At 68.8% G+C, this 18,371-nt stretch carries 17 protein-coding genes; 9 read left to right on the plus strand and 8 right to left on the minus strand.

What is annotated here, in order from left to right; all coding sequences use genetic code 11:
- Window positions 1-10: 10 nt before the first annotated feature.
- Window positions 11-1,855, minus strand: a complete 1,845-nt coding sequence (locus ABDW59_RS06945; protein WP_343628841.1) for an ATP-binding protein — start codon at window positions 1,853-1,855, stop codon at window positions 11-13.
- 255 nt (window positions 1,856-2,110) lie between these two features.
- Here ABDW59_RS06945 and ABDW59_RS06950 point away from each other — a divergent pair, with 255 nt between their 5' ends.
- Entirely contained in the window at window positions 2,111-3,265 is a 1,155-nt protein-coding gene (locus ABDW59_RS06950) for a hypothetical protein (RefSeq protein WP_343628842.1), read from the plus strand.
- Here the strand turns inward: ABDW59_RS06950 and ABDW59_RS06955 are convergent.
- Window positions 3,214-3,990: a pseudouridine synthase gene (locus ABDW59_RS06955; protein ID WP_343628843.1), complete on the minus strand. Its 777-nt coding sequence runs from the start codon at window positions 3,988-3,990 to the stop codon at window positions 3,214-3,216. The two genes, ABDW59_RS06950 and ABDW59_RS06955, sit on opposite strands and share 52 nt — an antisense overlap.
- Before the next feature lie 38 nt (window positions 3,991-4,028).
- Between ABDW59_RS06955 and ABDW59_RS06960 the strand changes: the two genes are divergently transcribed.
- A complete protein-coding gene (locus ABDW59_RS06960) occupies window positions 4,029-5,078 on the plus strand; it encodes a hypothetical protein (protein WP_343628844.1) in 1,050 nt (349 codons plus the stop codon).
- Here ABDW59_RS06960 and ABDW59_RS06965 read toward each other — a convergent pair.
- Genes ABDW59_RS06965 through ABDW59_RS06980 form a run of 4 tightly spaced genes read right to left on the minus strand, consistent with a single transcriptional unit; the run spans window position 5,041 to window position 8,532 of the window.
- The gene (locus ABDW59_RS06965) at window positions 5,041-6,030 is read right to left on the minus strand and encodes a P1 family peptidase (RefSeq protein ID WP_343628845.1); all 990 of its coding nucleotides are present in this window, start codon (window positions 6,028-6,030) and stop codon (window positions 5,041-5,043) included. The two genes, ABDW59_RS06960 and ABDW59_RS06965, sit on opposite strands and share 38 nt — an antisense overlap.
- Window positions 6,027-6,149: a hypothetical protein gene (locus ABDW59_RS06970; protein ID WP_343628846.1), complete on the minus strand. Its 123-nt coding sequence runs from the start codon at window positions 6,147-6,149 to the stop codon at window positions 6,027-6,029. The genes ABDW59_RS06965 and ABDW59_RS06970 overlap by 4 nt, the downstream gene beginning before the upstream one ends.
- A 60-nt stretch (window positions 6,150-6,209) precedes the next feature.
- Window positions 6,210-7,322 (minus strand): acyl-CoA dehydrogenase family protein, encoded by a 1,113-nt coding sequence (locus ABDW59_RS06975; protein ID WP_343628847.1) that lies wholly within the window; start codon window positions 7,320-7,322, stop codon window positions 6,210-6,212.
- Between the two features lie 31 nt (window positions 7,323-7,353).
- On the minus strand, window positions 7,354-8,532 hold the full coding sequence (locus ABDW59_RS06980) for an acyl-CoA dehydrogenase family protein (RefSeq protein ID WP_343628848.1): 1,179 nt from the start codon (window positions 8,530-8,532) through the stop codon (window positions 7,354-7,356).
- Between the two features lie 195 nt (window positions 8,533-8,727).
- Between ABDW59_RS06980 and ABDW59_RS06985 the strand changes: the two genes are divergently transcribed.
- The 7 genes from ABDW59_RS06985 (at window position 8,728) to ABDW59_RS07015 (ending at window position 15,148) form a co-directional block, all read left to right on the plus strand.
- Window positions 8,728-9,753 carry an isoaspartyl peptidase/L-asparaginase gene (locus tag ABDW59_RS06985; protein WP_343628849.1) on the plus strand — a complete coding sequence of 342 codons (1,026 nt, stop codon included), beginning with the start codon at window positions 8,728-8,730 and terminating at the stop codon, window positions 9,751-9,753.
- A gap of 202 nt (window positions 9,754-9,955) precedes the next feature.
- Window positions 9,956-11,062: an enoyl-CoA hydratase/isomerase family protein gene (locus tag ABDW59_RS06990; RefSeq protein ID WP_343628851.1), complete on the plus strand. Its 1,107-nt coding sequence runs from the start codon at window positions 9,956-9,958 to the stop codon at window positions 11,060-11,062.
- 250 nt (window positions 11,063-11,312) lie between these two features.
- Window positions 11,313-11,858 carry a hypothetical protein gene (locus ABDW59_RS06995; RefSeq protein ID WP_343628852.1) on the plus strand — a complete coding sequence of 182 codons (546 nt, stop codon included), beginning with the start codon at window positions 11,313-11,315 and terminating at the stop codon, window positions 11,856-11,858.
- Complete coding sequence (locus ABDW59_RS07000; protein ID WP_343628853.1) at window positions 11,849-12,277, plus strand: hypothetical protein; 429 nt, start codon at window positions 11,849-11,851, stop codon at window positions 12,275-12,277. Before ABDW59_RS06995 ends, ABDW59_RS07000 begins: the two co-directional genes overlap by 10 nt.
- 51 nt (window positions 12,278-12,328) lie before the next feature.
- Window positions 12,329-12,907, plus strand: a complete 579-nt coding sequence (locus ABDW59_RS07005) for a hypothetical protein (RefSeq protein ID WP_343628854.1) — start codon at window positions 12,329-12,331, stop codon at window positions 12,905-12,907.
- A 2-nt stretch (window positions 12,908-12,909) separates the two neighbouring features.
- Window positions 12,910-13,296 carry a hypothetical protein gene (locus tag ABDW59_RS07010; protein WP_343628856.1) on the plus strand — a complete coding sequence of 129 codons (387 nt, stop codon included), beginning with the start codon at window positions 12,910-12,912 and terminating at the stop codon, window positions 13,294-13,296.
- A gap of 97 nt (window positions 13,297-13,393) precedes the next feature.
- A complete protein-coding gene (locus tag ABDW59_RS07015; RefSeq protein ID WP_343628858.1) occupies window positions 13,394-15,148 on the plus strand; it encodes a UDP-N-acetylglucosamine-peptide N-acetylglucosaminyltransferase in 1,755 nt (584 codons plus the stop codon).
- Window positions 15,149-15,227: 79 nt separating this feature from the next.
- On the opposite strand, the gene ABDW59_RS07020 is transcribed toward ABDW59_RS07015, so the two are convergent.
- On the minus strand, window positions 15,228-17,384 hold the full coding sequence (locus ABDW59_RS07020; RefSeq protein WP_343628860.1) for a TonB-dependent receptor: 2,157 nt from the start codon (window positions 17,382-17,384) through the stop codon (window positions 15,228-15,230).
- Window positions 17,385-17,640: 256 nt separating this feature from the next.
- Window positions 17,641-18,192, minus strand: coding sequence for a hypothetical protein (locus tag ABDW59_RS07025; protein ID WP_343628861.1), 552 nt, complete (start codon window positions 18,190-18,192; stop codon window positions 17,641-17,643).
- Between the last annotated feature and the right edge of the window lie 179 nt (window positions 18,193-18,371).

Consider the following 18,371-nt stretch of genomic DNA (forward strand, 5'->3'; position numbering starts at 1 on the left):
AGAGAAGGCATCAGGCCGCGGCGACGTCCACCCCCGCGGCGGCGGCCGAGGCGGGCAGATGACGCATGACGATGCTCAGCAGGTCGTCGATCTCGAAGGGCTTGACCAGGTAGTCGTCCATTCCGGCGGCGGTGCAGCGCTGGCGGTCGTCGTTCACCGCGCTGGCGGTCAGCGCCACCACCGGCGTGCGCGGCAGCAGCCGGCGCGCTTCCTCCTGGCGCCAGGCCGCCGTCGCCTCGAAGCCGTCCAGCTCCGGCATCTGGCAGTCCATCAGCACCAGCTCGAAGCGCTGCGCGCGCAGCAGCTCCAGCGCCTGCAGACCGTGTTCCGCCGTCGTGACCTGCAGGCCGCAGCGCTGCAGCATGGTTGCGGCGACCAGCAGATTCACCGGGCTGTCGTCGACCAGCAGCACCCGGCCGCGCAACTGGGGCAGCGGCTTGACCGGCGGCGGGGTGCGCGCCGGCTCGGCGATCGCGTCCGGCACGGCGCAGGCTTGCAGGGGCAGGGTGAACTCGAACACGGAGCCGCGTCCCGGCGACGAGGCGCAGCGCAGATCGCCGCCCATCGCCCGGGCGAGTTCGCGCGAGATGGTCAGGCCCAGGCCCGTCCCGTCACGCCGGCGCGGGCGGCCGGGCTCGGTGTGCTGCGCCTGCTCGAAGGGCGCGAAGATGCGTTCCAGCTGATCGGCCGGGATGCCGTCGCCGCTGTCCTTGACCGCGAAGCGCAACAACGTGCCCGCGCGCATGTCCAGCACCGTCGACACGTCGACGCTGACGCCGCCCTGGTCGGTGAACTTGATCGCGTTGCCCACCAGGTTGTGCAGCACCTGCTGGATGCGGGAGGCGTCGCCCATCACCCGGGCGGGCAGTTGGGGCGCGATGGCGACCTCGAAGGCCAGCCCCTTGGCGCGGGCGGTCTCGCCCAGCAGCCGGGTCACGTCGCCGACCACCTCGCGCACGTCGAAGGGGTGGGCGTCCACGACCAGCTTGCCCGACTCGATGCGGGCCAGGTCCAGGATGTCGTTGACCAAAGTCAGCAGATGGCGGCCCGAGCGCCGCACGATGTCGACCTGCTCGCGTTGCTGCGGGCTCAGCTCGCCGCGCTCCAGCAGCTGGGCCATGCCCAGGATCCCGTTGAGCGGGGTGCGGATCTCGTGGCTCATCACCGCGACGAAGCGGCTCTTGCTGCTGCTGGTTTCCTCGGCGGCGTCCAGCGCGACCTGGCGCTGCTCGGCGAGCCGGGCCTGCTCGAAGCGCAAGCGCAGCAGCTCCAGGGTGCGGGCCTCGATGCGGCGGGACTCCAGCAGGGTCAGCACCCAGAACATCACCAGGCCGCCGACGCTCAGCCAGCCCACCGTCCCGCCTTGCAGCGCCAGGCGGATCGCCAGCGGCGCGAAGACCAGCGAGGAGAACAGCGCCTGGGCCCGCGCCCAATGGCCCAGAGAAACCATGGTGAACGCGACCAGGCCGACCAGCGTGGTCATGACGGCGCCGTCGATCTCGGGCAGGTTGGGGGTGGCGAAGAGCGCACCGATCAGGCCCCAGGCCAGTCCGTCGAGTGCGATGCCGATCAGGTAGCCGCGCTCGCGGCGCGGTGCGGCGCGTTCGTGAACGGGCAGGCGTAGAAAGCGCCGGGCGTCCAGGCAGCGCCACAGCGAAATGCCCCAGCGCGCGCCCAGCCAGGCCAGCAGCTCCACCGCAGGCAGATGCGGCCACAGCAGGATCACCGGCAGCAGACCGAAGACGGCGCCGACGCAGGCGGGCATGAGCACGCGCGCCTGCAGGCTGGCCAGGCGTTCGGCCCGCACCTGCACCGCGATGCTGGCGGTGCCCGAGTCCCCGTTACTTTGAATCACAGACATTCCCATACGACACGGCCGACGAGGAATCCGGCCGATACGCCCCTCCAGGCGTTGTTCGCCCCCCGCAAGGGCGGCGATTTGTGTCCGCGTTTCTAACCGCTGAATGTGACGAGTTGTCTCGGGGACTTCCCGAAATGGACAAGTTCGGATCGTCGCTGCGCGCCGCTTCGTCGCCGCGGCGGCGAACCGGGCGCTTTGCGCGGGTGAACTGAACGGCCTTGATTCATTGATGACGGGAACGGACGCGCCATGAAACTCTTCGCTCAATCCCCAACCGGCGATCGCGCCGAGATCTCAGATGGCCACAAGCCGGAAGCATCTGCGCCGGTGCGATTGCCGCCCTATGGGATGACTGTGGCTCGTCGCGTCGATCAATTCACCGCTCATCTGCCTGCAGCGCAGGAGCTCAAACGCGAGCTGGATGAGTCCGTGATTTCCGATGCGCCGTGGGAGCGTACGGTCCCGGGCCACGCCGACAAGCGTCCGCTGTCCAAGTACTCGCTGATCGACTGTGATGGCGTGCCGGGGCTACACCTGCATGGCTCGGTCCTGATCGACGGTACATGGCTGATGACGACGCCGACGGCCCACGAGGCCTTCGCATGCGCGGCGATGAGCCGAGCCGGGATCGAACAGATCCTGAGCCTGTGCCCGGCGGCCCCACCGAGGGGGGCGCCATTGAGCTGGGTGCCGGAGGGGGTGGACTTCGTGGCGGATCGTTCGGCAGGCGTCGAGCGTCTGGACGGGCATGGGTTGAAACGCGGCGAGCCCATGGCCATGCAGGCACGATATCGGGTGAGCGCGCAAGCCGCTGGTGCCGCTGAGGTGAAGGAGCTGACATTGCTCCAGATCCCCATGCTGCGCCCGCGTCGGCAGACCGATCCGGAGGAGGTGATTGAAGCCCTATCCCTGTTGCCGCTGGGTTTGGAAGGGCGGACGGTGATCGTCGCCCCCGATCTTGGCGACGAAGCTGCGATTGTCGCGGGGGGGCTCGCGCTGGCCAGACGCATCGCCCGCGCGCCGCTCGGGCGGCTTTCCAATCAGGCGCTCGACGATCTGCTGCTGGAGATCTGCATGCAGATCCGGACGAACTGCAGCTCGACCTTGTTCGCTCACGCGGACCAACTGGCCACCTTGCGCTATCTGGCCCACGAGCTGCGGGGTCAGCAGGAACGACAGGCGCGTATCGACCGGAACGCAGGCATCGCCGCGGCGTTGGTGGAGAACGTCCGTTTCGAGATCCCAGGGGATTCGGTCGCCGCAGAGGCATCGGCCCACGCGAAGCAATCCATGCTGCGCGACGCGGCGCGCACCCGCCCGGACCGCGGCGACCTGCGTGTGCGCATCAAAGATCAGTCGGAGCAGGCCGCCTCGCCCGGCTCCGACATCGCCAGCTCCCGCTGACGCGCATCCAGCCAGATCCAGCCGCCGACCGGGAGGTCCGCGGGCAGTTCGAGCGCCCCGACCTGCTGACGGTGCAGCGTCAGCACCCGGTTCCCGACCGCCGCCACCATGCGCTTGGCCTGGTGGTAGCGGCCCTCGGTCAGCGCCATCTGCAGCCGGCCGTCGGGCAGCGCCTGGGCGGACACGGCGTTCACCGGTTCCGCGGCGAGCTTGGGATTGCGTTCCTCCAGCAGCACGCCCGCGACCAGCTTGCGCAACTGCGCCTCGTCCAGCGGTGCCTTGCAGGTCGCCTGATAGAGCTTGGGCACGTGGTACTTCGGACTGGTCAGCTTGTGCTGCAGCGGGCCGTCGTCGGTCAGCAGCAGCAGGCCGGTGGTGTCCTCGTCGAGCCGCCCGACCGGCTGGATGTCGCGGTTGCGGATCGGCTCGGGCAGCAGCGTGAACACGCTCGGATGGTGGCTGGGCTTGCGCGAGCATTCGTAGCCCGCGGGCTTGTGCAGCAGGATCAACGCCTTCTCATGGAAGGGCCAGGGCTTGCCTTCGACCTCAAAGACCAATCCCTCGGTCAGAAAGGGCTGCTGCGGGTCTTCGACGACCTCGCCGCCGACGGACACCAGGCCGTGATCGACCAGCGCCGCGCAATGGCGGCGGGTGCCGAAGCCCTGGCTGAACAGGATCTGGGCGATGGCGACGGGTTTGGTGGAAAGAGAAACAGGCGATTTCATGACGGAATTGTCGCCGGCCGGCCATTTTTGTTCCGGAGATGAGCGATGTCACGACGTTCGTTCGAGGGCTGGGCGGCCGAGGTGCCCGAACGACGCAGGGGCATTTCCCCCTCGGAGCCACCATGTCCTCGTTGATTCGACAGTTTTCTCAAGCCCTGCAATGCCTGACGCATTCCGACAAGTCGTCCCGCGCGTCCCCGCAGCTTGAACAGGCCGCTCAGATGAAACAGCAGCTCGACAACCAGACCGCGCAGCTACAGACGAATCCTGCCGCCTTCCTGCCCGGGATCACCGCCCGACGCCTCGCCGACGGCACGCTCCTGATGGCTCCGACCAGTCGCCACGCGGCCGCTGACCTCGCTGCCGCCTGTTTGCGTGAGGACATCCGCCGCGTGGTGGATCTGCGATCCGCCCATGAGAAGTCGCGGGGATACGGGAGCGTGCTGGACGGTCATTCCTGCAATGTGGCCGGTCCGCGAGGCGTGGCGCACTTCGGACGTGTGGGAAAGGAAGGGCCGTTGCACGCCGTGGGGCCGCACTTGCCGGCTCCCGATTCGCATGTCCGGAGGGTGGAGGTGACCCTCAGCCGCAACGGGACGACGCTGGATCGTGACGGCCGCGCCGCGCCCGGCCAAGTGCAGGACTTGTCCCTGATCCGGATGCCCGTGGGCAGCGAGAAGGCGATCTGCGCCAGTCGGCTCTTCGATGTCAGCGTGCATCTGGCCAAGGCGGGACAGACCCAGGGCGGCACGACCGCCTTCCAATGCGCTGATGGAGGCCATGTGGCCGCGACCTTCGCCGCCGCCAGCGCCTTGCTTCGGCGACATCTGCGCGGCGCGGTCAGTCCCGCCCGCATGGACGAGGCGATCTTGAACGAATGTCTGCGCATCCGCGCCAGTCGGCCCGACGTTTTCCGCACCGAGGATCTGGCCTCGTTGCGCGCTTTCGCCGACCAGATGTTGGAGGCGGAGCGGCGCGGCGAGCTTCAGGGACTGCTCCACACCAAGCCTTTGCCGGCCACTCTGGCGCCTGCCAAGCCGCCGCGAACGGTCACCCGACCGGTCCCTCAGTCGCCCGCTCGATCCTGAAGCTCGGACCGGCTGCCGCCGCCCGCACCGCATCCACGATCGCCCGCGCGACCACCTCCGCGGCCACCGCGCCCAGCAGCGTCAGGTCGCCGTCGACCTCGGCGGCTCCGGTGGCCAGCGCGAACATCACATCCCCGTCCATCACCGTGTGCACTGGCCGGATCGCGATCGCGAGGCCGTCGTGCGCAATCTGTGCCAGCTTGGTCGCCTGCGCCTTGGTCAGGCGCGCGTCGGTGGCGATGACGCCGATGGTCGTCGCGCTGCCGGCCAAAGCGCCGCCGGGCCGCTCGCCGTCGAGCAGTGCCCGCACCGCCGAGCGCGGACGTCCGTCGGCGCCGCGAGTCCCCGCGACCACCTCACCGGCCGCGTCGACGACGTCGCCCACCGGATTGACCGCCACCATCGCCGCCAGCGTCACGCCGCCGACGCGGACCGAGGCCATGCCCAGGCCGCCCTTCATCGCCCGCTCCACCCCCAGCAGCTTGCCCACCGTCGCGCCGGCGCCCGCGCCGACGCTGCCGCGCGAGCGCTCGCTCGCCGTGGCCGCCTCGCAAGCCGCGCGCCCGGCCGCGCCGTCGGGTGCGGTGTCCACGCCGTGCAGCCAGAGATCGAAAAGCACCGCCGCCGGCACGATGGGCACGCGGATCTCGCCGACGGCGAAACCGTGACCGCGCTCGGCCAGCCAGCGCATCGCGCCGTCCGCGGTCGCCAGTCCGAAGGCGCTGCCGCCGGTCAGCATCACCGCGTGCACCTGCTGGACCGTGTTTTCCGGCCGCAGCAGGTCGGTGTCGCGCGTGCCGGGCGCCGCGCCGTGCACCGCGATGCCCGCGACGGCACCGGCCTCGCACAGCACCACGCTGCAGCCGGTGGGGACCTCGGGATGGGTGTAATGACCGACCTTCAGGCCGGCGACATCGCACAGGCTGCCGATGTCGTCAGGCCCGGCGTTCAAGGTTTGACGCCCTGCGGGCCTTTCGGGCTCTGCGTGTCCTGGGCGAAGACGGCCGAGACGGGGAGGGTGCCGGCCGCGAGCAGCAGACCGGCGAACAGGGAACGAGCGGCGGAATGCATGGCGTACTCCAATGCCGCCGGGGGGAGGCGGCGGATCCGCTGGAGTTTAGGCGCCCGGCCTCAGGCGAACACGCCGGCCGTGTCCGTCATGCGCGCGCTCACCTCGCCCAGGTGATGCATCGAGTCCCCGTACTGCATCTCCATCACGGTCAGCCGCTTGAAGTAATGGCTACCGATGTACTCGTCGGTCACGCCGATGCCGCCGTGCAGCTGCGTGCACTGCTGGCCGACGTAACGCATCGATTGTCCAAGCTGGACCTTGGCCTGCGACAGCGCGCGGCGCCGGGCCTCGTCCGGCTCGCCCAGCTTGAGCGTGGCGAAGTAGCTCATCGAGCGCGCCAGCTCCAGCTGCATCTTCACATCGGCGATGCGATGGCGCAGGGCCTGGAAGCTCGCGATCGCGACGCCGAACTGTTTGCGCGTGTTCAGGTATTCCGCCGTCAGCGCGACGTAGCGGTCCATCACGCCGACGGCCTCGGCGGCTTGCGCGGCGATGGCGATGTCGACTGCCAGTTCCAGCGTGGCCAGGCCCTGGTCGGCGCCGACCAGCAGCGTCGCCGGCGCGTCCTTGAGGGTCAGCTCCGCGGCGCGCGAGCCGTCGTGCAGCGCATAGCCGCGCAGCGTCACCCCGGGCGCGTCCTTGGCGACCAGATACAGCGCGATCCCCGCGCCGCTCTGGGCCGGCACGATGAAAGCGTCCGCCTGATCGCCGGCGGGCACCACGCTCTTGAGACCGCTGAGCCGGTGATCGGCGCTGGCCAACGTGTCGCACAGGTCCAGCCGATAGCGGGCACGGCGCTCCTGATGCGCCAGCACGACCAGCGCGTCGCCGGCGGCGATGCGGGGCAGCCAGTCCGCCTGCACGGCCTCCGGCGCGCGGGCCAGCACGGCGGGCGCCACCAGCGCGCCTTGCGCGTAGGGCTCCATCACCAGGCCGCGGCCCAGTTCCTCCATGACGACCATCGCCTCGACCGGGCCGAAGCCCAGGCCGCCGTGCGCCTCGGACACGGCCAGCGCCGTCAGGCCCAGGCCGGCCAGGCCGTTCCAGGCCTCGCGCGAGAACCCGCCCGCCTTGACGATGCCGCGGCGATGCTCGAAGCCGTAATCCTTTTCCACGTAGCGCTGCACGGCGTCGCGCAGCGAGATCTGGTCGTCGGTGAAATCGAAGTCCATGTGTATCTCCTCGTGTCTCGACCGGCCGCGTTCAGCCGAGCACCGTCTGGGCGACGATGTTGCGCTGCACCTCGTTGGAGCCGCCGTAGATCGTCGTCTTGCGATAGTTGAAGTAGTGGCTGGCCAGCGGCGCGCAATGGGCCGCGCCGACCTGGTCGCCCTGCCAGCCGGCCTCCATGGCCTCGTGGATGAAGGGCGTCGAATACGGGCCGGCGGCCAGCATCATGAGTTCGGTGTATCGCTGCTGGATCTCGCTGCCGCGGATCTTGAGCAGGCCCGCCACGTCCAGCGACTGCTTGCCGCTCTTCTCGGCCGACAGCACGCGCAGCACCATCATCTCCAGCGCCACGATGTCGACTTCCAGCAGCGCGATCTGGTCGCGGAAGCGCGCGTCCTCGTAGACGCCCTCGGCCTTGGCGATGCGCTTGAGGCGCTCCAGCTCGCGCTTGGCGCGGTTGACGTCGGCGATGTTGGTGCGCTCGTGCGCGAGCAGGTACTTGGCGTAGGTCCAGCCCTTGTTCTCCTCGCCGACCAGGTTCTCGACCGGCACCTCGACGTTGTCGAAGAAGACCTCGTTCACCTCGTGCTCACCGTCCAGCATGATGATCGGCCGCACGGTCACGCCGGGCGACTTCATGTCGATCAGCAGGAAGGAGATGCCGGCCTGCGGCTTGACGCTGGCGTCGGTGCGCACCAGGCAGAAGATCCAGTCCCCGTACTGGCCCAGCGTGGTCCAGGTCTTCTGGCCGTTGACGATGTACTTGTCGCCGCGCTTCTCGGCGCGGGTCTTGACCGAGGCCAGGTCCGAGCCCGAGCCCGGTTCGCTGTAGCCCTGGCTCCACCAGACGTCGCCGCTCATGATCCCGGGGAGGTGGCGCTCCTGCTGCTCGCGCGAGCCGAAGGCCATGATCACCGGGGCCACCATCACCGGGCCGAAGGGCACGACGCGGGGCGCGCCCGCGAGCGCGCATTCCTCTTCGAACAGATGACGCTGGACGGCGTTCCAGCCCGGGCCGCCGAACTGCTTGGGCCAGGCCCAGCCATGCCAGCCCTGCTTGCCCAGGATGCGGGCCCAGCGCTGCAGATCGTCCTTGTTCATCCGCAGCGCGTTGTGCACCTTGTGGCTGATGTCCTGGGGCAGGTGGTCGGCGACCCACTGCCGGATCTCGGCCCGGAAGGCCTGTTCCTCAGGCGTGAAATTCAAGTCCATGTCTTGTCTCCAAATCTCGCTCTGGTCTGGCTGGTCGTGATCGCCCGGTTGTCGGCCGGACTGGACTGCGGCGGTTTTTAGCACGAGCGTTCGCTTTTGCCATGTCTCGACCGGGACAAGCCCAGGGACATGCCGGAGGCCGGCGTCCGGCGAGAATGCGGCGCCTCTCCCACGTCCCTCGCTCGAAAGCCGCCCATGTCCGCCCACCCGTCGTCCGCCGCCTCGTTCAGCCATGCGCCCTCCGGGGCCGCCAAGCCGGTGCTCGCCATCCACGGCGGCGCGGGAACGATCCTGCGATCGAGGATGTCCGCCGTCATGGAGGCTGCCTACCGCGCGGAGCTGGCCAAGATCCTGGCCGACGGCGAACGAGAGTTGGCGCGCGGCGACGCGGCGCTGGACGTGGCTGTCGAGGCGGTGCGGCGGCTGGAGGAGTGTGAGCTGTTCAACGCCGGCAAGGGCGCGGTCTACACCGCGGACGAGCGCCACGAGCTCGACGCCAGCGTCATGGACGGCGCCACCCGCCGCGCGGGCGCGGTCGCGGGCGTTACCCGGGTGCGCAATCCGGTGCTCGCGGCGCGGGCGGTGATGGAGCACAGCGGTCATGTGATGCTGATCGGTCCCGCGGCCGATGCCTACGCCTTCGAGCGGCAGCTCGAGCGCGTCGAGCCGACCTGGTTCGGCACGCCGCAGCGGCTGGCGCAACTGCGCATCGCACAGGCTTCGGCGGCGGGGCATGTGCTGGACCACGACGGCCAGACGCTGGCCGAGGCGCCTAACGCCGATGCGCCGCTGGACGAGCGCACGAAGTTCGGTACCGTCGGCGCGGTGGCGCGGGATGCGCTAGGGCAGCTCGCCGCGGCGACCTCGACCGGCGGCATGACCAACAAGCGCGCGGGCCGGGTGGGCGACTCGCCCATCCTGGGCGCGGGCTGCTATGCGGATGGGAGCGTGGCCGTCTCCTGCACCGGCACCGGCGAGGCCTTCATGCGCATCGCCGCCGCCCACGAGGTCAGCGCGCTGATGCGGCTGGCAGGGTGCACGCTGGACCAGGCCTGCGGCCGTGTGGTGTTCGAGGAGCTGCCCGTCGTCGGCGGCGAGGGCGGGCTGATCGCCGTCGATGCAACGGGTGGCATCTGGCTGGGCTTCAACACCGAGGGCATGTACCGCGGCTGGGTGGAGGCGGGTGGCGCGCCGTCCGTCGGCATCTACAAGAACGAGTGAGCGCGTCGACGCCCCGGCGGCGCGTGCGCGGCGACTGATGCACCGTTGCGCGTGCCGGTGCCTGGAGGGCGCCGACATGACTTCGGGCTCCCGCGCGCCGCACGAGGCGGTGTTATGGTGCTGGCCGCATTTGAATTCGATTGACAACGAGCAGCTGCGCGCCGACGCCGCCCGCTGCCATTGAGAGTGGAGAGATGTCGCTGTGATTCCGTCGCTGCAATCCGAGGGGCTGGTGCTGGCCGAGGTCAATGGCTGCCTGGGCGTGATCACGCTGAACCGCCCGCAGGCGCTGAACGCGCTGTCGCTGGCCATGATCCGCGACATGACCACGCTGCTGTGCGCCTGGGGCGACGATTCGCGCATCCAGGCCGTGGCGGTGCTGGGGGCGGGCCGCGATGGCAAGCCCGCGGCCTTCTGCGCCGGCGGCGACATCCGCTTCTTCCATCAGGCGGCGTTGGCCGGCGATGAGGCGCTGGAAGCCTTCTTCACCGAGGAGTACGCGCTCAACCACCTGATCCACCAGTTCCCCAAGCCCTACATCGCGCTGATGGACGGCGTGGTGATGGGCGGCGGCATGGGCATCAGCCAGGGCGCCAAGCTGCGCGTGCTGACCGAGCACTCCAAGCTGGCGATGCCGGAGACCAACATCGGCCTGTTCCCCGACGTGGGCGGCGGCTACTTCCTGTCGCGCTGCCCGGGGCACAGCGGCGAGTGGCTGGCGCTGACCGGCCAGGTCATCGGCGCGGGCGACGCGATCGAGCTGGGCCTGGGCGACGTCTTCGTCAAGAGCGCCGAGCTGCCTGCCATCATCGCGGCCTTCCGCACGGGCGTGCAGGACAGCGCGGAGCACGTGGTCGCCACGGTCATGGAGCGCGCCGACCTAGCGCCGGTGGCCGAGCACTGGGAATCGCGCGCGCTGATCAACCGCCATTTCCAGGCGGCGTCGGTGCCGGCGCTGTTCGCGTCCTTGGAGGCCGACAGCGATCCCTGGGCGAAGCACACGCTGGAGACGCTGCGCAAGCGCTCGCCGCTGATGATGGCGGTGACGCTGGAGCAGATCCGGCGCGCGCGGGGGCTGTCGCTGGCCGACGATCTGCGCATGGAGCGCGATCTGGTCCATCGCAGCTTCCATCTGCGGCCCGGTGCGGCCAGCGAGACGGTCGAGGGCATCCGCGCGCTGGCGGTCGACAAGGACCATCAGCCCCGGTGGAATCCCGCTCGCGTCGAGGACGTCTCTCGCGAGCAGGTTGATGCCTTCTTCGCGAGCCCCTGGACGCCGGCCACGCACCCGTTGCGCGATCTGGCCTGACCCGTCCGTTTCAGCTTCTCGCATCCCGCTCCCCCGAACGAGGGCTCCCGCGGCCCTCGTTCCCCCGCGTCGTGAGACGCGGCACCGACTGCCATCACGGCGTCGCTGACCTTCATCGGTTTGTGCAGGCGGACTGACCTGCACGAATCAGTTCCCCCATCAGCTCCGCATCTTGGTGGATACCGCCGAGGTGGACTTGGCTTCGACACTGGCTGCCTTCGGGTCGTGGACCTGGCTGTCGTGAGGAGTCGTGATGTCGGTGAATGTTTTCCTGGAAGAAGCCAAAGCGCTGATGGCGAAGGTGCCGCCCTTGGCGCCCAAGGCGAATGTGGATTTCCGCGATCTGGTGCTGCTGCTGCGGGAGCCGAGCGTCCTGTTCGGCGAGCCCTCCGAGGAATCGGTCGAGCTCGACATGACGCAGTACCGGCCGGATTGGGACGAGGTGCTGGACGGCCTGTATCTGGGCACGACGGCGACGTACTCGCGATGCTCTGTCGTGCTCGAGATGTTGCAGGTCGCGGCGCAAGTCCTGTCCGAATCCGGTCACCGGATCCTGCGGGGCAATCCGGCGCTCTTGGCCATCATCGGAGAGACGGAGTACGGCCGGGAGCCCGGGGTCGCGTACGGGCTGCAGATCAATGCGAATGCCGCAGCGGCTCGCGAACTCAACATGACCTTGATCGGCCGGTTGGTCCGCCGCGACATTTCCCGAGGCGGCTTGCGCTTCTCGTTCATGGGCAGTGATGCGGAATCGGCGGCTTCGGGAGTGCGGGAAGGAGCGTCGTCATGCCAGTGAAAAGCCACGACACGCTGCGAGACGCGAAGCGCCTGGCAAGTCCGTATCCGGAGGCCCGTGTGCGGACGACCACCAGCCGCGCGTACTACGCCAGCTACCAGCGCTGTCTGCAATGGGAGCGGTCGTTGCCTGCTCGGGGCGTTCCTCGCAAGGTCACGGGAGGCGTTCATCAGCAGTTGATCGATCGTCTGGCCAATCCAAGCGGGCGTTGCTCGAAGGCGCAGCGTGAGCTGTCCATTGAGCTGGCGACCCTGTTGATGCGGCAGCGTGAGCTGCGCGCGCAGGCGGACTACGAGCTGACCGCGACGGTGACCGGGCCGGCGGGAGATGAGCAGATGTCTCTTACGCAGAAGGTCTTCGACTTCTGCGATGGGCGTGTCACCCCGACAGGCAGCATCTCGCGCACCGGGCGCAAATGAGCGGACTACAACCCGGCTGCTCATCGTGGCCGGGATCGACGAGCAAGGAGCATGAAGATGATGGTGATCGAAGATGGACGAGAGGTGCCGTTCATCGTGCACCCCACGGACGAGATGGCGGGCGAGGAGTGGTTCGAACTCAATCGAATGCCGGGGCTCCTGGCGCTGACTCGATTGCTTCGCCATCCCGAGTTCGATTTCGGCGAGCCCAGCGAGCGGCGGGCTGACGACTCCGGTGACGCGGTTGACTGGCAGCGAGCGCCCTATGAGCTCCGCCGTTACCTGGCGTATTGGGGTACCCGCTGCGGCGACGCGATGCTGCTGATCGGCATCGCGGCAAACATCGCGCGCCGGCACGGCGTAAGGATCTGTCGAGGCGAGCCCTCCCTCAACTTCCTCTGGGAAGAGGGGCTGATGTCCATCGTTGTGGATCTCAGCGTCGATGCCTCGTGCGACCAGGTGGAGTTGATGAACGACGAGCTCTTGGACATGACGCTGTTCCTGGACATCCCCCATCGCGGCTTCAGCTTCTACTTCACCCTCGGCGAGGGCGGGGAGGAGGACATTGAGGCTTCTCTGGCACGCAGGGTCGCGACGGCGCGCGATCTTGAGGTCGACCTGGAGGGGTGAGCATGGCCATCAAACCGAGTCAGCTCCATGCGTTGGCAAAAACGCAGTCCACAAGGTCCGGTGAGGCATGGCGCCGCTCCGCCATCTCGCGGGCTTACTACGCCTCATACCATGCCTGCCAGGCCTGGGAGGACCGACTGCCTCGTCTCGGAAAGGCGGAGCCGTTGACCTTCGGCTCGCATCAGCAGTTGATCGAACGCCTTCTATCACCGGACCCGCGTTGCACAGGGTCGCAAAAGGCGTGCTCCAGGAAGTTGGGAGAGCTTCTGCTCAAGCAGAAGGTGCTGCGTGTCAAGGCCGACTATCGCCTTCCGGTAACCGTCGTACCCAAGGAACTGGAGGCGCAGTTGAGCGCGGTCGACTGGGTGTTTCGCCTGTGTGCGGGCTGAGCCCGGCCGATGCCGGGACGAGATTCCCCGACAATGTCCCCGCGGCCGCCCACCCGAGGCGGCGCCTCATCTCAGGGACCCGCGTCCCGAGGACCTCATGAACACCCTCGATGATCTGCTGCGTGCCGCGCTCGCGGAGATGAGAAGGCAGCGCTACGCGCAGGCCGCGGACCTGCTGGCCCCGTTCGCGCATCTGCCGTCCAACGAGCTGCTGCGCTACTACGGCGAATCGCTGCGCCGCAGCGGCCGGCCGCAGGAGGCGATCGAGGCGCTGATGCAGGCGCTCGCGCTCAAGATCGACGACGTCGACGCCTACCTGCAACTGGCCTTCTCCTTCGAATCGCTGCGCATGAAGGCCGAAGCCGCCGAATGCTTCCGCACCGTCGCGGCGCTGCAGCCGGACAGCGTGATGGCCCAGTCCTATCAGGCCCATGGCGATCAGCAATGCGCACGCTGGCAGGACTTCGACGCCAACCTGCGCGCGCTGATCGGCGCGATCCGCGGCAAGGCCGATGACGCCGCCGATGAGTTCGGCGTCCCGTTCACGCTGGTGGGGCTGCCGCACGATCCGGCCGATCTGCTCAAGGTCGCCCGCATGAGCGCGCGCTTCCTGAGCCGCGGTCTGCAGCCGTTGCCCGCCGTGCGCGCGCGGGCCAAGCGGCCCGGCGAGCGGCTGCGCATCGGCTATCTCTCGGGCGACTTTCACTCGCATGCGACCGCCGCGCTGCTGGTCGAGACGCTGGAAGCGCGCGACCGCGAGGGCTTCGAGGTGCTGCTGTTCTCGCATGGCCCGGACGACGGCTCGGCGTTGCAGCAGCGCATCCGTGCCGCCTGCGATCGCTTCATCGACGTGAGCGAGCTGGACCCCGCCGCCATCGCCGCGCGCATGCGGGCCGAGCAGGTGGACATCGCGGTCGATCTGAAGGGTCACACGGCGGGCACGCGCTTCGCCGCGCTGGCCTGCCGACCGGCGCCCGTGCAGGTGGCGTGGCTGGGCTTCCCCGGCACTTGCGGCGCGGACTTCATCGATTACATCGTCGGCGACCGCATCGTCACGCCGCTGAGCGACGCCCCGTTCTACAGCGAACGGATCGCGCAGCTGCCGCGCTGCTATCAGCCGGGCGACTCGACGCGCACGATCTCATCGCCGTCGCCGTCGCCGTCGCCGTCGCCGTTGCCGTTGCCGTTGCCGTTGCCGTTGCCGTTGCCATTGCCATTGCCGTTGCCGTTGCCGTTGCTGGCGGCGTTGCGCGCCGAGCTCGGTCTGCCCGAAGACGCCTTCGTCCTGCTCGGCGCCAACCCGGTCTACAAGATCACGCCGTCAGTTTTTGACGCCTGGATGGAGATCTTGCGGCAGTCACCACGAGCGCTGCTGTGGCAGCTCAGCGGCGGGGAGCAGGCGGATGCGCAGTTGCGCCACGAGGCGGCGCAGCGTGGCGTCGATGCGGCCCGGATCGTCTTCATGCCGCCGGTTCCGATGAGCGAGCACTGGCGGCGCTTGGCCGCCGCCGATCTGGCGCTGGATACCTGGCCTTGCAACGGCCACACGACCACCAGCGATGCGCTCGCGGCGGGCGTGCCGGTGCTGACGGTGAAGGGAGAAGGCTTCGCGGGACGCGTCGCCGAGAGCCTGCTCGATGCGGCCGGTCTGTCGGATCTGGTCTGCGCGACGCCGGAGGACTTCGTCCTTCAAGCGTGCGAGCTGGCGAGAGCGCCGTGGCCGGCGGCCCGTCCGGTGGTGCGGCCCTGGATCGCCTCGGCGGCTTTCGCGCGCGATCTGGAATCGCTGTATCGGCGCATGTGGGACCGGGCGGTGGCCGGTCTGCCGCCGGACGCGCTGCCGGCGGTCTGAGAGGACCAGGCGCGAGGTCGTCGCGATCGGCGACGACCTCTCCCTGATGAGCGCCGGATCAGCGCCCACCGGCCCCTGATCACAGCTCGATCTTGGCGTTCAGCCCCAGCGTGCGCGGTGCGCCGACGAAGGTGTAGCCCGAGGCCAGGAAGCCCCAGTAGTTGCGGTTGAACACGTTGTCCACGCCGGCGCGCAGCGTCACCGGATGGGCGGCGATCTGCGTCTCGTAGCTCACCCCCAGGTTGACCGTCGAGTAGCCCGGCAGGCGGTACTTGTTGCCCGCGTCCGCGTCGAAACGGGCGTAGTAGTGCAGCTCCGCATTCGCCGACAGGCCCTCGACGCCGGGGATCTTCTGGCTCGCGCCGATCGAGCCCTGCCATTTGGGGATGCCTTCCAGACGATGGCCGACCAGCGCGGCATCGGTCTGGCGGTACTTGCCGGCGGTCCAGGCGGCGCTGCCCGTCAGGCGCAGGCCGGTGGACAGGTTCAGGTATCCGTTGAGCTCCGCGCCGCGCAGCCGCACCTGACCGTTGGACACGTAATAGTTCTGCGCGTTGGCGTACTCGGCGCCGCGGTCGATCTCGAACAGCGCAGCCGTGCCGCCCCAGTCGCGACCCTCCAGCTTCGCGCCGATCTCGTACTGCTTGCTCTTGATCGGCGGCAGCACTTCTTCCGCGTTGGCGTAGGTCACGCCCACGGTGCTGCCTTGCTCGATGGCCTCGACGTAGCTGGCGTAGAGCAGCGTGTCCGGACGAGCGCGGAACATCACCGCCACCGTCGGCGTGACCGGTTTCTTGTTGTACTGGTTGGTCACCGCGCCGGCGGTGTTGTACGAGGTCTGGTCGTAATCCGAGTAACGCAGACCCAGCAGCACCGACCATTGCTTGTTGAACTGCACCGTGTCGCTGGCGAAGGCCGCCTTCTGCGCCGAGTGGTAGTTGTGGTATTGCAGCGAGTCGTCGTAGCTGCCGCTCCAGCTCAGCGGCGTGATCGGCGCGTAGAGGTTCTCCTGACCGATGGGCGTGTACAGCGACTTGGGCACGGTCTGCTTGTTCAGCCCCTGCCAGGCCAGGCCCAGCGTGACCTGGTGGCGCAGGCCGGCGGTGTTGAACTCGCCCTCGATCAGCGCCTGCGCCTGCTCATAGGTTGCGGCGCCTTGCGCCTTGTTGAGGTAGACGGTGTCGTCGCCGGCCTCGTTCAGCAGGCCCATCCACTGTCCCGAGTAGCGGCGGCGATCCTGGCTGCGGCTGACGTCGACCTTGGCGCTCCAGTTCGGGTCGATCTGCCAGCGCAGGCCGCTGGAGACGAAGAACACGTTGGAGTTGAAGAAGGTGTTGTCGTACGCCGCGCCCAGGTTCTTGCGGCCGCTCGGCGCCTTGGGCAGGTCTGTGCCGGTGAAGTCGTCGAGGAAGAAGTCCTGCACACCGCCGCTGACCCGGCGCGACTGGTAGATCGCGTCGGCGGTCCAGGTCAGCGCGGACGTCAGCTTGGCGTCCACGCCCAGCGAGCCCGAGTTGCGCAGCACATGGGCGCCGTTGTAGGTCTCGCCCTGTTCGTGCGTGAGGTTGAGGCGGTAGCCGAAACGGTTGTCCTCGCCGACACGGCCGCCGGCGTCGATGTGCTCGCTGAAGACGCCGTCGGAGCGATAGCCCAGGTCGGCGCTGAACTGCGTCTTGTCGGTGGGCTTCTTGGTGACGAAGTTGATGATGCCGCCGGGCGCGCCGAAGCCGTACATGAAGCCGGACGAGCCCTTGAGCAGCTGCACCGATTCGAAGGTCTCGACGGGCAGCTCGACGGTGGTCATGAAGAACGGCAGGCCGTTGATCTTGTAGCCGTTGTAGTCGTCCAGCGGGATGCCCCGCACATTGATCGAGTAGGCGTTGAAGGAGAAGGTGTCGCCCAACGACATGACCGAGGCGTCGTTGGCGAAGATCTTGCCCAGCGACTTCACCTGGCGGGCGTCGAGGTCCTCGGCCGTGACTTGGCGGGTAGAGAAGGGCGTCTCCAGGTCGGTGCGGGCACCGAGCGCGCCGCTGCTGATGGGCAGCTCGCGCACGCGCGCGCCCTGCACGGTGACACGGGACAGCGCGGTGCTGGCGGGCGCGTCGGCGGCCGGGGCGCTCTGGATGTCCGGCGCGTCGGTGACGGCGATGTGCGTGGCGGTGGATTGGGCGGAGGCAGCGCCGGCCAGCAGCGTGGCGACGGCGAAGGAAACGGCTTTCAGACGGGAGTTCATTCTTCTTGGAGGTGAAACGTGGACCGGGCGACCGCCGCGCGGTCGGCCTGTCGCCGGACCGTGGGACCTGTGGTGGATCGCCATCAGGGTTTCACTCTAGGGAAGAGGGCGCCTCAGGCGGAGAAACCTTTCGGCGTATCGATATGCCGGAAAGCACGCTTGGATTGGGCTAGCCGGACGCGTCGCCCGCATGTTGACGCGGCGATCACGCGAGATCGCCCGCAAGCAACGCGATCCGCCCGCGTGCGCGCTTTTGTCAGCCGCGCGCGATGAAGCGGTCGGCGCGGGCGGCCTGGAGCAGCAGCTCCGTGTCATCGAGGCGGTTCACGGGCGCGTCGCCGCCCAGCCAGGCGTTGGGGATGGCGAACCACCAGGCCAACTCCCAGTCGTCGAAGATGGGCTCCAGCTCCTCGAAGATCTTGGCGCAGCAGGGCCGCACGGTCAGGCCGTCCTCGCCGAACTGGAAGGCGGGGATCCAGGTGTCTCCCTCCCACGACAGGCTCAGTACCGATCGGGCGACGATCGCCCTGGCCAAACGGGACACAGGCTGGTCCGTCTGCTGGCGCAGGCGGCGTTGGCATTCCTCGCTGTGGAGCAGACCGCCCACCGGGCTGAAGGCTACGCGCATCCAGTCGAACTGCGCGTCGCGCAGCGGGCCGACGTCGGGCCAGCCGGAGACCACCCTGGGGGAGGTGTTGCTGGCGCCGGCGCTGACCGACCCGGAGGCGGAAGACGAGTTCGGGCTGCCGAAGTCGGCTGGGAAGAGCTCGGCTTGCAGGCGCTCGGCCTGGGGCGGAAAGGCGGACATCGGGCACCTCACGGAGTTGCGATCGGGGATGTAGGCACTGTCCGCGCTTTCCCGGCTGGGGGGATCGGCCTGAAGAGGGAGGCGCGGATGACCGGTGAGGGGCATTCCGGGTGCCTCCCCCGCCGAGGCTCCCCGAGAATCGCCGCCGACGGCGCGCGACGACGCGCCCTGATTCAGGG

It is taken from the genome of Roseateles sp. (genome assembly GCF_039595295.1).
In the GTDB taxonomy this organism is placed as follows: domain Bacteria; phylum Pseudomonadota; class Gammaproteobacteria; order Burkholderiales; family Burkholderiaceae_C; genus Roseateles.